This window comes from Maribacter spongiae (assembly GCF_047345125.1).
Taxonomy (GTDB): domain Bacteria; phylum Bacteroidota; class Bacteroidia; order Flavobacteriales; family Flavobacteriaceae; genus Maribacter.
Genome location: NZ_JBLFEQ010000001.1, coordinates 528,439 through 543,311 on the forward strand (window position 1 = coordinate 528,439; position 14,873 = coordinate 543,311).

Here is a 14,873-nt window from a genome sequence, read left to right on the forward strand (position 1 = left end):
CGATGAAAAATTTGAATAAACTTTTTACTTGTATGTTGGCAACAGTGTTGTTGGTATCAAGTTGTAGTACGGATATTGATCGTGAACCTTTAGATCGATTATCAGAAGCAGCATTTTTTAGAAATGCAGAAGAATTTAAACTGTTTGCCAATCAATTTTATTTTGAATTGGAAACGTTTAACCGTAATGACATTCAATCGGATATTATTAGGGGGAACGGACCAGATGCAGTGAGTAATGGTACAAATATTGTTCCAATAGAAGATCCTGTTTGGGATGATTCATATTCGACTATCTTTTCTACTAATTTTCTATTGCAAAAGTTTGATGAACTTGAAGAAAATAGAGAAGAATCGGCAGTGTATGCCGCTGAGGCCAAATTCTTTAGAGCTTATACCTATTTTAGGTTATTGCAGCGCTTTGGAGGGGTTCCATTGATTACGCAAACTTTGGATACAGATTCTCCCGAATTGCAAGCGCCTAGAAATACCCGTCAAGAGGTTTTTGCCCAAATAGAAACTGATTTATTGGAAGCTATTACGGATTTACCTGTTCAGGGTGATATTAGTGATGCGGATTTGGGAAGGATTTCTAGAGGGGCTGCCCAGGCATTTTTGGCACGGGCCTACCTTTTTGAAGGTACTTGGCGTAAATACAAAGGAGGCGATGGTAGCGCACTTATTTCCAATGCAGTGGATCAAGCCGATGCGGTAATCAATAGCGGAGAATATGTGCTTTTTCAAGATGATTTTGGATGGGGTGAAGATGAGTTCTTACATTACTTTTTTACCTTGGACAGTAGCGTTCAGCAAAATCCGGACAATATTGGCGAAAGTGCGAATAATGAGTTCATATTGGCACAGAAATACGATGCGGCCCTTAGAAGATCTGTTTATGTAGGTCGGGAATGGTTGGCGGGTCGAACAACACCTACCAAGATATTTGCAGATATGCACTTGTGCAGAGATGGGCTTCCCATTGATCAATCCCCACTTTTTCAGGGATATGATCTCATGACCAGCGAATTTGAAAACCGGGATTTGAGAATGCGCAATCATTTTCAAATACCAAAGCAACAGTACTGGCAGCCTAGTCCGGCATGGGGAAGGGATTGGAGCGATCCGGACAATCCAGGTAGAGGCTTTGTTTTTTATGGACAAACAGGTGATTTGGGTTCAAGGACATCTACAGGCTATAGCAATATCAAATATGTGGCCTATGGTATTCCATTGGATATTGGTATTGATTATTCCGTAATACGCTATGCCGAAGTGTTGCTCACCTATGCCGAAGCTGTTTTTGAGCGGGATGGGTCGATTAGCGATGGTGATTTGGACCGATCCTTGAATTTGGTGAGAATGCGTGCTGGGCTTCCTGCTTTGACCAATGCGTTTGTAGGAGCCAACAATCTGGATATGCTTACGGAAATACGCAGGGAAAGAACCGTAGAGTTGGCCTGGGAAGGCTTCCGATTAGATGACCTGCGCAGGTGGCATACGGCCCATATCGAGTTAAGGAAAGCCGTTAGAGGTGTTAAATATGAGGGTACCGAATATGAAACAGATCCAAACACCGCAGGTTTGGTACTATCTTTTGATCCTGATGGTTTTATAGTTTTGGAAGCCGAGTCCACAAGATTGTTTGATGAGAACAAAAATTACCTGTTTCCCATACCGTCGGGACAGATAATAGCAAATCCAAATTTGCAGCAAAACCCAAATTGGTAAATGCAGAAATAAACTTTTATTGATATAGTTTGAGTTAGTTTAGTTGAATAGGGTATGTAAAGTACAACAATGCATACCCTATTTTTTTAGTTTATATCTTTTTCAGTATGGACAAAATAAGATAAGAGAATCTTTCAAATAAGAAGAAGGACAAAAGTGGCATGATAAAATAATTTAGATTATGATATGTAATCTAAATCAGAAAAAAATTATAAAAAGATTGTGTACATAAACATATAATTATAAGTTGCGACAACACATAATTTTAAGCGTAATTGAATAGAAGATGAAGAAAATAGGTTTATTGTTTTTATTGTGGGGGCATTGTATGTTTTCACAATCTACCCAAACGGAAGATTTAAAATATATAGGAATGCCCGTAAACGGTATTTGCACCGGTCAGATTTATCTTGGCGGTGACGGGCAGTTATGGAACTGGGACATCTTCAATGTTTCCATGTTGGATCCTGGTAGTGAGCCCGGTTTCCGCTACTATGTAAATCCCATGGTACAAGGAGACAAACCCTTTGAAAACGGTTTTGGAATAACCATAAAAGACGGATTTCGGGAGTTCTATCGCCCATTGAACAAAAACGGCTTTTCAGATATAGAATTTAATGGTGAATATCCGGTAGGCAATGTCCAATATAAAGATGTATCATGTCCCGTAACGGTCGATTTAAAGGCATATTCCCCGTTTATTCCCACAGATGCGGACAATTCCGGACTACCGGTAACCGTATTGGAGTATACCGTAACCAATACGCAAGAAGATGAATTGGAGATAGAACTGGGAGGATGGCTTCAAAATATGTCCGGTTATCTCACGGGCAAGGGAAAAAAAGGAAAACACTTGAACCGTATCGAAACAACGGATAAATATACCCGTTTGGTTAGTGAAGGTGAGGGTGAATATGAAAATGAACTTGCAGATTGGGGCAATATGTCCCTCACACTTTTAGGAGAGGGAAAAGCTTCTGCAAAATTGACAAAATATAAAGGCATAGATATCTATTTATCGGGAAATGAAGTAAAAGAATCTAGTGAAGACCTCGGGAACACTTTAGTAGGTGGCGTCTATGGAGGAACTAAACTAAAGAAAGGGGAACGTAAGACCTTCACCTTTTTGATCAGTTGGTACTTCCCCAATGTGCATCTTTGGGATGCCGCACACGATTGGAAGGATAAAGAAGATTTAAGACATTATTACGATGCAAAATTTGACAGTGCATCGGAAGTGTCCGATTATGTAATCGATAACCCTTGGCTGTTGGACGCTACCAAAAACTGGAAAGACAGTTGGTACGATTCTTCCCTGCCCAAATGGTTTTTGGATCGGACGTTCGTCAATGTAAGTACTTTGGCTACCAGTGCCTGCCAACGATTTCATGATATTACGGGAAATCCCGAGAACGAAGGTCGTTTTTATACCTTTGAAGGGGTGTATAAGGGTCCGGGTACCTGTACCCATGTATTCCATTACGAACAAGCCTTGGGACGCGTGTTTCCAGATTTGGCCATGCAATTACGGGAACAGACCGATTTGGGGCTGTCCTATAAAAAAGATGGTGTTATTGGCTATAGGGGCGAGTTCTCCGATATTGGCAAACATGACGGCCGCGGCTATGCGGTAGATGGCCATGCCGGTACCATCATGCGCATCTATAGAGAACACCAAATGTCTTCGGATCGTACCTTTTTGAAAAATAATTGGGGCAAGATAAAGAAGAGTATCCGTTACATGATAAATCATGATAAAGAAAAAACAGGTAAGGCAGATGGCATTTTAGAAGGGGTACAGTACAATACTCTGGATAGGGTTTGGTACGGAAAAATAACCTGGATCAGCGGGCTGTATGCGGCAGCACTAAAAGCTGGCTCTGAAATGGCCAAAGAAATGGGGGATAAGCGTTTTGCAAGGGAGTGTTCCAAGATTGCTTCCCTGGCTTTCAAGAACATCTCACAAGAACTTTATAATGGAGAATATTTTACCCATGAACGTGACCCCGATCATTTAGACACGCCAAATACCAATATAGGTTGCCATACCGATCAGTTGTTGGGCCAATACTGGTCCACCCAGGTAGGATTGGGAGATATTCTTCCAAAAGAACAGGTACAAAGTGCCCTTAAGTCCATCGTAAAATATAATTATGTGGAAAATTATGGGGATTATTTGGCAAACGCGGAAATTCCCATAAAACGCTGGTATGCCGATTATGATGAACCGGGTATTATTATGTGTACTTTTCCCAAGGGAGGTGGTGACCAAGCCCCGGGAGAGATAAAGAATGAATGGGAAAAGACCATTGTAGGTTATTTTAGTGAAATTTGGACAGGACAGGAACATCAATTGGCCGCTGCCCTTTTATCCGAAGGTATGGTGGAAGAGGCGTTAAAAGTTGAAAAAGCGGTTCATATGCGCTATTCAGCAGAACGAAGGAATCCGTATAACGAAATTGAATATGGGAACCATTATACGCGTGCCATGAGCGGTTATGCCCCTTTTGTATCTGCCAGTGGTTTTTACTATCACGGACCAAAAGGAATAGTAGGTTTTGATCCAAAAATGGACGCACAGGATTTTTCCTCGGCTTTTATTACCGGAGAGGGATGGGGTTCGTTTACGCAGAAGATAACGGGTTCTAAGCAAATCAATTCCTTGACCTTGACTTATGGAAAACTTCGAGTGGGTGAATTGCGATTGGCCATGCCGTCCACAGAGATTCCTAAAACTATAACCGCTACAATAAACGGAAAGGTTGTAGGGACAAAATTTAAGATAAAAGACAAAAAAACCGTTGCTATTTCTTTTAAAGACCTCAATTTAAAAAAGGGGGACAATCTAGAAATTACCATAGGCGGATAGAAACCAATAAAATAATAAGACAGACTGCCGGTATTGATTTTTTCAATGCTGGCAGTTTTTTATATAGAATTGTTATGGAATGGTATTTCTCTAATCGATTTGTCTACTCAATGGACTCAACCACCCGCCGGAACGTGTTTCCATCCTTCATTGGTAAATACCCAAGGGCCATCTGTTGAAGCTTTGGGCGCTGTAAATTGAAACTGTTGATCCGATTCAAATCCGTTGCAAATAGTTCCCGGTATTTATGTCCAGCTTCCGATATATAGATCTATGACACCATAAGTCATATTTTTTGAAATATATGAATCGCTTTCAAGAACTCCGGAATTCAACCCGGCGATCCATTGCAGGTTACCGTTGGCAAAATAATTTATGAGATGGTCTTGCCCGATAGCGGTCATTTAAATTCCAAATCGTCTTTCGAGGGCAATGGGGGAAACTTTGCATGCGGCTCCATTTGATACCAATAGGCCACGGAGGAAATTTTGCTCGATTGCTTTCTATACCTCCTTCCGCTTCGCCACCCCAGATCCTGAATGGTAATTTTCAAGTCTTTCTCAAACCGGACGGGGTCTACAATATGCCAACGATATAATCCGAACCGGGTATTGGCATTATAGGTGCCATCCGGGCGTATGACCTGATGCAGACCTGCATAAGGTGTAGAGAATTCTTTGTACTGCCCTCCGACATCAAAATTGTAGGACCCACAGAAATAATCCTCGGCCCCGGTGCCGTTAATAGTAGGGAATTTTTTATCACCATCCATGTAGAACTTGATTTCGCCTTCGCCCCACCAACCATTGTCATTCACTTGCCATGCCATGTACGTACCTACATATTGCCCTTTACCCTTAATGCCATCGATAATGGTATATGCTTCTTTGTCCTTATCGGGTTCGGGGCTTCTAAACTGGGCATGGAAATAGCCGGCATCCTCAGGTACGTCCGTCAACGTATAATCAATTTGATAATACAATTTGGTAGCCTTGGTATCGATATTTTCCATGGTAATCCTACATTTCTTCCGAAATGGCATTTGCCAATACGAATTGAACGCCCTTCCAGGATTAACACTTACGGCCAATGAATTGAGGTGGGCATATTCTCCCCATCCCATTCCAAAGAAGTCTCCCACGGGTACTTCTACCGATGGTTCCTTTTCATCGTCCCAATAAAAGCGCAGGATGTAAAAGCGCCAATTACCGGTAGGGGTCATCCAGATATGTTGAATGCTACCAGGGCCTTCGATTTCTGCCAACGTGAAAGTTTCTCCCGGTTGGATCCAAATATAAGGGCTTACTTTCCAGCCCTGCCCCAACTCACGGGCTTCTTCTGAAGCGGCTCCTTCCCCCAATTTGGCCATGCCTCCTTTTCCTTTCTCACCCGTAAAGTTTTCCGGGCTTATAGACCGGGTCTTGGCATCGGACGTCCTATATAGGTTGGACAAATTGTTGTTAAGTCCACTAAATGCACGTTCTTGGGCCATGACATGAATCGTCAATAGCATTGTGCAAAAAAGCAAAACTTTTTTCATTTTATTGAAATCTATTAATTATCATTTATTATTATAGGGAAACCATCTTTCTGCTCAACATCGTGGTACTCCTTCGGAAATCCGTCTAAAATCTGATCTAATGTTGTGGTCACTTTTCTTTTTACACCATTAATATCCGGATCGATATCATCTTTTGCTCCCGAAAAAGCATAATAAAAGGTTGCGGGAGACCAATTGAGCGGCATTCTGAAAATCTGGAATATTTCCATATCAAAGTCCAAAGATTTTTTAAAGGGAATGGCATCTAATTGACGGTATCTATTATTACTTGTCATCCCCCAGGTTTTATTGCCACTTCCTACGGGTTGCGAAACAAAGGGCAGGCTAAAAGGATGGGGCCTGCACCAGGCATACCCGTAATAATCTTCTGTACCTGTTCCAAAATGACTGGGAAATGTCTCGCCATCCACATAGATTTTTTCATCACCTTCGCCCCACCAATCAGGTCCTGAATTGAATATGGTTAAATTATCGCCAACATAAATACCTTTTCCTTGAATGGTTACAAATTTTCCATCAACCACATTTGTACCGTCCTGCTTATAATCTTCCCTCCAGGTACCATGAAAATACATGGTGTTTTTTGTAAATTCATAAGGCTTACTATTTATGGATAGGTTATCGATCAGTACAGTTTGATCTCCAAAGTTGTGAAATGTAACTTTTGCCGATTTTTTAAAAGGCATTACCCATTTTGAAATCATAAGCTCGTCATTGGTCACCTCTACATAATGGGTTTTGTGTGGGTGCATTTCATACCCCAATCCAAAAAATTGACCAATTGGTACCCAAAGGGTTTTTTTATTGTCAAACTCCAATTCCAATACGACCGATCTTAAAGCTTGTTTCAAATCCGCAGCCACTAATTTCATTTGAAAATAATCTATGGCCTTAGATCCTTTTAACGTATATGTATATTTTTTTTCTGGAGCGATGCTTGTTTGCTGTCCACTCAATAGGGTAGTTTTTTCCAGCAACTTCTTACTTACCTCTTTAATTTTATCGTTATACTTTGCCAGGTTTTGCAGACTGAAACTTTCCACTTTAACAGGATCCGTATATGTTCTGTAATTGATATTGTAATAATTGGCCTCACCACCTCCTATATTTCCGTACATAGAATGACCATCGTAGGTAATTCTACAGCTTTTTTGGAAAGGAATGGGAAACATTAAATTTCTACCTCTCCAATAATAGTTTTCGGCTTTTTCCGGTGCGTAAAAACTGAAGGGATAAGGAGCGATACCGGCTTCACCAATTGCATTTCTATTTATAATTTCAAGTGCTGGAGTTGTATTATCATCAATGTAAATACGCAATATTGCAGAAGCATCATAACTTCCCTTGCTATGGGCCTGCCAAATACGTGTAACTACTCCTGGTCCTTTTACATCCAGCATCACAGCCTCTTGATAACCTCCCCTATCAATTATAGAATCATATTTACTTGCATCTCCATTACCGAACCAACCCGATTTTGAGGTTAATTTACCGGGAGCTTTGGGCCGAATTCCATCTTCGGCATTTGCGACCTTACTGCTACGGTCACGACTACTGGATTGTTTGCACAAATATTCAACATCTGGCCACTCTGCCAATGTACTCCTGTCATACATCTCATCAAGAAGGGTTCCCATGGTAATGGTCTTTTCTTGTGCCGTACTTATTGCAAACGTACAAACCCAACATACTACTAAAAGAATCTTTTTCATTTCACCTTTTTTAAAACTTGCTCTTTAAATTTTAACGATAAATCACCGATAATTACATTATTTATTCTGAAGCTTTAGCATCATCTGATCTTTCCACGGAATCCCATATTTTAGAAGCAGATCATAAAGGGCTCAAATTGGAATCATCATATAAAAGAACACACTATTGAACGGGGTTGAACTCCCCGTTCAAGTTTATTTTCTTTCCGTTTGTTAGCGCTATTTCCTTTTCTACATCATTATATTTCACTATAACTTTTGTATTGCTATTGGACAAAAGCGCAACTCTTGTTAGTTTCCCTTTCTCCCATTGCATATCAACTTCAATATTACCCCTGGCCTTTAGGCCTGAAACCTTGCCGGTATTCCATGCAGTAGGTAATGCCGGAAGTAAGTGTACGGTACCTGCATGCGATTGTATGAGCATTTCTGCCATGCCGGCAGCCCCTCCCATATTACCGTCTAGTTGAAAAGGCGGATGGGTAGAGAACATATTACTATAAATCCCGCCACTATTGGCATAAGAACTTCCTCCTTCAGCTCTATAACCTTTACTTTCATTTATATAATTAATAGAGCGTTTAAGCATTTTATGGGCATGGTCACCATCTAATAAACGTGACCAAAAATTGACTTTCCAACCAATGGACCATCCCGTACCTCCATCTCCCCGAGCATCTAAGGTAGTCTTAGCCGCTTCTGCAAGTTTTGGAGTATTGATAGGGTCTATTTGAAATCCAGGGTATAACGCATATAAATGGGATACATGTCGATGCTTACTCTCGGGGTCATCTACATCTTCGTTCCATTCCTGCAATTGCCCCCATTTGCCAATCTTTAATGGCAGTAATTTCGCTTTTGCCCTGACTAACTTATCCTTAAAGTCGATATCATTTTTCAATACATCAGAGGCTACGATACAATTCGTAAAAAGATCCCAAACCATTTGTATGTCCATATAGGCCCCTGTTGAAATACCCCCATGTTCGGGAGAATATGAAGGAGAGGAAATCAAATATCCCTCTTTGTCTTCGGTCAAATAATCCAACCAAAACAATGCGGCTTCTTTCATAATTGGATACCCTTTGTCCCTTAAAAAATCTTCATTTTGGGTATATTGATAATGTTCCCAAACGTGACGGCCATACCATGCAGCTCCTCCTGGAAAAAAGCCCCAAGGGAATTCCCATCCCGGTGCAGTAAATCCAAAGGGATTGTTCATGGTATTGACGATCCAACCATCGGCATTGAAAAAGTCTTTGGCCGTTTGGCGTCCCGGTGCCCGTAATTTATCAATATAATCTATTAAAGGTTCATGGCATTCGGACAGATTAGTCACCTCGGCAGGCCAATAGATCATTTGCACATTAATATTTGCGTGATAATCTGCTGCCCACGCAGGCCTTAATTCTTCGTTCCATTTTCCTTGAAGGTTGGCCGGCATAGTTCCGGGCCTGGAGCTGCTGATCAAAAGATACCTGCCGTACTGAAAAAACAGGGCCTCTAATGCTGGATCCGGAGTGCCCGAAGTATAATTTGCCAGCCGTTGGTCGGTGGCAATAGAATCTTTTTCTACCATGCCCAATTGAAGTGCTACCCTTGAATATAAGTTAGAATAATCTGCAATGTGTTCTGCTAATACATCCTCATACTTTTTATCGGAAAGTGCAGCAATTGTTTTTTGGTTCAAAGCTTCATAATCCCTTCCTGTATACTCCGGATACTCATTTTTATAATCCGTAGCCGCAGTCATATATAAATTAAGCGTCTTGGCCCCTATTATATTTAATATTCCATTTGAGAAAGAAATATCTGTGGCATCGGAGTTAATGAGCATTCTACTTTCGAAGCCCATATTATTATTCTCTAAGTGTCCCTTTAACACCAATTGCCCTTCTTCAAAATTTAGTTGGGTGTTTTTATGTGGTGTCGCAATACGAACTGAATAATCGGTACCTTCGGTTTTATCATTTGTAAAATGAAATACCAAGGTTCTTTTTGGATAACTGGCAAAATACGCTCTGCTATAATGTGTTTCACCTACATCATAGTTGACCGTTCCTATAGCTTCAGAAATATTAAGCTCTCTATGATAATTTTCAGGAGTGCCTTCATGTTTAGTCTTTACATAAACATCTCCAAATGCCTGATAAGCGCCAAAACCGTCCCAGGTGTGCCCCCCCTTATTGGCTTTAATAACTCCTGTTAGTTCCTTATCTGCCAAGGCATGTGCCGCTTCATAATTACCTTCTTCCAACAACTTTCTTACTTGGGGTAGATGCTTGTACGCACCTTCTCTATTTCCTCCGTTATAGGCTTCCCATTCTCCTTTACCCCCTATCCAAAGGGATTCCTCATTAAATTGAATTCGTTCTTCTTCAATACCACCAAAAAACATAGCGCCCATATATCCGTTACCAATGGGCAAAGCCTCGGTCATCCATGTTTTAGCGGGTACTTGATACCATAATCTATCTATTTTTTTTGCCTTTGAATCGGATTTTTTCACGCACGATCCAAGCAATAATAGGGGTAGCGTTATGATAAGAAATTTCAATTTACTTAATCTCATAGTAACTTTGGTATTAGTGGTTTTATAGAAAAAGTTCTTTTTAGAATTATCTTTATTTAAAAACATTATTAATCTCGTTAAGGGATACCCCTAATACTTTTTGGGCAATTGCATCCAATGCGGATTCTTCCCCTTCAAAATGACAGGTCGTTTGAATATGGGTTCCGCTTTCCCCTGCTTTAAGTGCCAACGCCGGAGAAGAGGTTTCCAATTCATAAAATGGACCCAGTGGTTTCGCGCCTGGTTCCGGTGCTCCATCATTATAAGAGTTTACCGTATCACCTGCATAAGGTTCGTCTTGAAGTTTCCAAAGTGAATTCACGTAATCCGTAACTCCTTCGGGTTTATTGTATTTAACAATGGTCAATATTTTATTGGCCGAATCATAAGATCCCGCAACGTTTTTAGCCCTTTTGGGAGACAATCCAACTTTACTTCTATACTGCCCATCGCCTTTAAAATAAGCAACTTCCTCTTTAATGACCAATCTTTCCGATGGTATTTCGCCAAAAGATTTATAAATATTAACGGACTCTCCTAATTCACTTTCGTCTCCTTGTTCGAATGGCAAAACTATGGTGGTCTCTGGCGAAGGATTATACATCCCCAACAACCAAATGGACAATAACCCTGTTTCCTTCTGCCAATCTGCATCGCCTGTATTCGTTAAAATATTGGTGGTCTGATAACCTATAGCACTAACATTGTCTAAATTTTCCAAGGCCAATTCATTGGTTATATCCTGATTGGAAAGAACGGACACTTCCCGTTCTACGCCCAGATCAAAGGTAAACCCCGAATAATTGGTAAGGGATGCCGTTTTTGTAAATACCGCTTTGCTAGGTCCTTTACTTTTTATGTCATAGGTTTCTAAATCAATAAAACGAGGGGTCTGCCAAGCTTCTAAATTGAATTCCGCTCCTTTTTCAAAAAAAATGGAAAACTGGCCTCCTTCCGGTCCTAACCAAAACCGTTCTTCGCCCCCAAAAGCATTAATGTGTTCCAGGGTGTCACCGGAAGCAAACAGCTCACGATTGATCCAACCGTAGCTACGACCGTCCGTTCCTGTGGAACTACTGGTCATTACGCGCCCTTGTAAAGCAGCGGACAAGGCAATTTTTCCTTTCCCGGAAGGAGAAGTAAGTTCAATGATATCCGTATATTTTTGCATAAAGGATACATCATTACCATAAGAGGTATATTCTTTTTGGATCTCATCTTTCATTTCATCTTGTTTTTTATTCGGTTGTTGCTTACATGCGGTCATAGATAATAGGGCCAATAGCATTATAACACTGCCTGTTTGCTGAATTTTGTTCTTGTATCCTTTCATATTCTTTAATTGTTTGATTTACATTTTTAAATTCATTTTGCCTTTTGATCTTGTTCAGTATTTTTTATCAATAATTTTCTTCTCGCCATTGATATACTCTCTCTTCTAAGTGCTTGGTACGTAATCCTTTTGGAGGTAATGGAGGTAAGTCGCTGTAGGGCTTGTCAAGATAAAAATATGCGGTTGCCGATACATCATCCCTTCTATAAAAGTTAGTGGATCCACTACCGTCAAAATCTTCATCAGTAATAGATGGCGGGTTTTCCATGGAGAGAAGATGGTTCATCGTAGGACGCACGTTAGATCTAATCCATTGATCAAAAGTATAGTGGGTTACCACTTGTAATTCTGCGCCTTTTTCCATGATTTCCATAATTTTGGGCTTTTTGGAATTTCCCATTTGGTGGATGGTTATTCTACAGTCATTATGGAAATACACAGGATCTACAATATGATATCTGTAGAAAGCATACAGGTCATGATCCGTGTCCGAGATAATCGACCCTTGATATTGATGGTCATATTCACCTTGCCCCCATCCGGTACCTATATAATCTTCTGTGCCGGTACCCACAAGGGTAGGTAAGCTTTGGTCTCCGTCTAGGTACATTTTTATCTCGCCTTCACCAAACCAGGTGCCTTGATAGTCGGGGTTTCCTATAATTCCGATATTGGTTCCTAAATAACGGCCCCTTCCCGAAACTTTGGGCAAGATTTCAAAATCTTTACCTAACTCGGTTTTTAGATCTCGGCTCCAATAGGTATGAAAATACAATACATCTTCAGGGTGTTTAGGTACTTTAATAAAATCTATGTCATAATAGAGCATCATATAATAATCAGATTCATTGGTAACCTCAATTCTTCCTGCAGTCTTATAGGGCATAGGCACAAAACTATTGAAAGATTTTCCTTCGGGTTGTGAAAAAAGAGCACTTTCAAAAGGGGTCATCTCACCGATACCAACCCCAAAAAAATCAGTAATAGGTACGGAGACGGCTGGTTTTTCAGCATTGTCCCAGAACATTTCAATTTTAACTTCCCTTCTGATTTCTCTCATCTGCATCATGGTTCCGGTCATCCACATTCGGTTGATCATACCTGCTCCCTCTTCGTCAAAAATTACTTTTTTCTCTCCTGGTGCCACAATAAGAAAAGCATCTCCCTTGGCTCCTTTATTGGATTGGCCTCCGCTGCCTTTTTCTGCATTTATGTTCTCTCCGCTGGCCCATCTGGTTTCTACACCTTTTGGTGCCGCTTTATATAGGGTTGTAACATCTTGGGGAGAGAATATCACTTCTTCCTTTTTTTCAGAACAAGACAAAACGGCTATGATCGAAGTCATGACAAATAACTTCCCCAGAAATCTATTTCTTTTTTGACTCAAAACAAAATACATTGTCTTAATCGTTGTTTCTTTAATACTACTTTTTTACTTCTGATCTAATTTGGATCAATGCTTTCATCACGTCGTAAAGATTATCCTTAGTCTGCTTTCCAAATGTATCGTGAAGTTTTCCATAGAGCTCGAATAAACGATTGTAAATAGCATTTGCCTCATTATTGGGCGTATAGGTTTTTTCAGAAGCTACAGAAAGCCGATCAACGGCTTCATCGATATTCATAAACCCTTTAGTTCCTTTTTTAACGGCAATGGCGGCCATAATAGCTGCACCTACGGCAACGGTTTGTGGGTTTTCTACTAATTTTACGGGATACCCCAGCACATCGGCATATATCTGCATGAACATTTCGTTCTTATGTCCTATACCTCCAGTAGCGATCACCTCCTTGATTTCAATACCTTGGCTTTCTACCAAGCGCACAATTTTAAGGGCTCCGAAAGCGGTTGCTTCAATCAATGTTCGATATATTTCATAATCTGCGGTGGCCAAAGTTTGGCCTACCAACATACCTGACAATTGTTGGTCTCCCAAAATATTCCGATTGCCGTTATTCCAATCAAGGGCCAATAATCCACTTTCGCCAGCTTTGAGTTTTGAAGCTTTTTGGGTCAATATCGTATGGTACGATCCATCTTTTCCCAATATGCGTTGTACCCACCAGTTCAACAAATCCCCAACAGCTGCTTGTCCGGCCTCAACACCAATGTTCCCCGGTAATACAGAGCCATTGACAATGCCTGCTACGCCATCAAAATCTTCTGGAGCCTTGTCTGCGGGAAATGCCATGATATCACAAGTAGAGGTGCCAATTATCTTAACGAACTTTCCGTTGCCCACACCTGCACCAATGGCGCCCACATGGGCATCTAAAGCTCCTACGGCAATGGGAATACCTTCTGGAATCCCCAAACGTTCTGCCCATTCTGGAGATAAATGTCCCAAAATTTCATCAAAGGTATGGGCTGTATCGTATAAACGATCTCTCAATTCGGCCAAGGCCGGATCTAATGATGCCAAAAATTCTTTATCGGGCAAACCTCCCCATGTCTCTGAATACATCGCTTTATGACCAGCGGCACAGACATTGCGCTTTACTTTTTTTACATTGTCAATACCTGCCAGGGTAGCTGGAATAAAATCGGATTGTTCTACCCAACTATGGGCAGCAGAAAAAACTTCTGGATCTACGTTATGGCAATGCCAAACTTTGGACCAGAACCATTCTGAGGAATAAGTACCTCCACATTTGGCTAAATATTCGGGTTTGTCCTTTGCTGCCCTTTCGGTTATTTTTAAAGCTTCTTCAACAGCAGTATGGTCTTTCCATAACCAGGCATAGGCATTAAGGTTATCCTTGAATTCTGCAATCGATGCCAAAGGTTGCATGTTCTCTTTTACCGGTATGGGGGTAGAGCCTGTGGCATCGACCCCAATGCCTATAATGTTATCCACGGCGTGTCCTTTGGCAACAAAATCAACAATAGCTTTTTTTACGGCTACTTCCAAGGACCTCATGTATTCCATGGGAGACTGTCTAGCGACCAATGGATTGTTCTGGTCCATATAGGTTCCGGCTACTCCACCTTCAAATTCGCAAACGGCCGTGGCGATCATTTGCCCTGAATGGACATCTAGGATGCAGGCCCTTCCAGAACCTGTTCCAAAATCGAGTCCAAGTGTATATTCCATTTTC

The 14,873-nt window shown here is 40.9% G+C and carries 8 protein-coding genes; 2 read left to right on the forward strand and 6 right to left on the reverse strand.

Annotated features, from left to right (window positions below; translation table 11 throughout):
• Positions 1–2 precede the first annotated feature (2 nt).
• The gene (locus ACKWB9_RS02375) at positions 3–1,727 is read left to right on the forward strand and encodes a RagB/SusD family nutrient uptake outer membrane protein (RefSeq protein WP_414001376.1); all 1,725 of its coding nucleotides are present in this window, start codon (positions 3–5) and stop codon (positions 1,725–1,727) included.
• A gap of 286 nt (positions 1,728–2,013) precedes the next feature.
• On the forward strand, positions 2,014–4,596 hold the full coding sequence (locus ACKWB9_RS02380; protein WP_414001377.1) for a GH116 family glycosyl hydrolase: 2,583 nt from the start codon (positions 2,014–2,016) through the stop codon (positions 4,594–4,596).
• A gap of 400 nt (positions 4,597–4,996) precedes the next feature.
• Here ACKWB9_RS02380 and ACKWB9_RS02385 read toward each other — a convergent pair whose 3' ends face one another.
• The 6 genes from ACKWB9_RS02385 to ACKWB9_RS02410 all read right to left on the reverse strand — a co-directional run bounded on the left by ACKWB9_RS02385 (position 4,997) and on the right by ACKWB9_RS02410 (position 14,869).
• Positions 4,997–6,136 carry a glycoside hydrolase family 172 protein gene (locus ACKWB9_RS02385; protein WP_414001378.1) on the reverse strand — a complete coding sequence of 380 codons (1,140 nt, stop codon included), beginning with the start codon at positions 6,134–6,136 and terminating at the stop codon, positions 4,997–4,999.
• A gap of 14 nt (positions 6,137–6,150) precedes the next feature.
• Positions 6,151–7,869, reverse strand: a complete 1,719-nt coding sequence (locus ACKWB9_RS02390) for a glycoside hydrolase family 172 protein (protein WP_414001379.1) — start codon at positions 7,867–7,869, stop codon at positions 6,151–6,153.
• Positions 7,870–8,032: 163 nt separating this feature from the next.
• A complete protein-coding gene (locus ACKWB9_RS02395; protein ID WP_414001380.1) occupies positions 8,033–10,441 on the reverse strand; it encodes a glycoside hydrolase family 95 protein in 2,409 nt (802 codons plus the stop codon).
• Positions 10,442–10,493: 52 nt separating this feature from the next.
• Positions 10,494–11,774, reverse strand: coding sequence for a DUF6786 family protein (locus ACKWB9_RS02400; protein WP_414001381.1), 1,281 nt, complete (start codon positions 11,772–11,774; stop codon positions 10,494–10,496).
• A 67-nt stretch (positions 11,775–11,841) separates the two neighbouring features.
• Positions 11,842–13,119 (reverse strand): glycoside hydrolase family 172 protein, encoded by a 1,278-nt coding sequence (locus ACKWB9_RS02405; RefSeq protein WP_414001382.1) that lies wholly within the window; start codon positions 13,117–13,119, stop codon positions 11,842–11,844.
• 79 nt (positions 13,120–13,198) lie between these two features.
• A complete protein-coding gene (locus ACKWB9_RS02410; RefSeq protein WP_414001383.1) occupies positions 13,199–14,869 on the reverse strand; it encodes a ribulokinase in 1,671 nt (556 codons plus the stop codon).
• Positions 14,870–14,873: the final 4 nt, after the last annotated feature.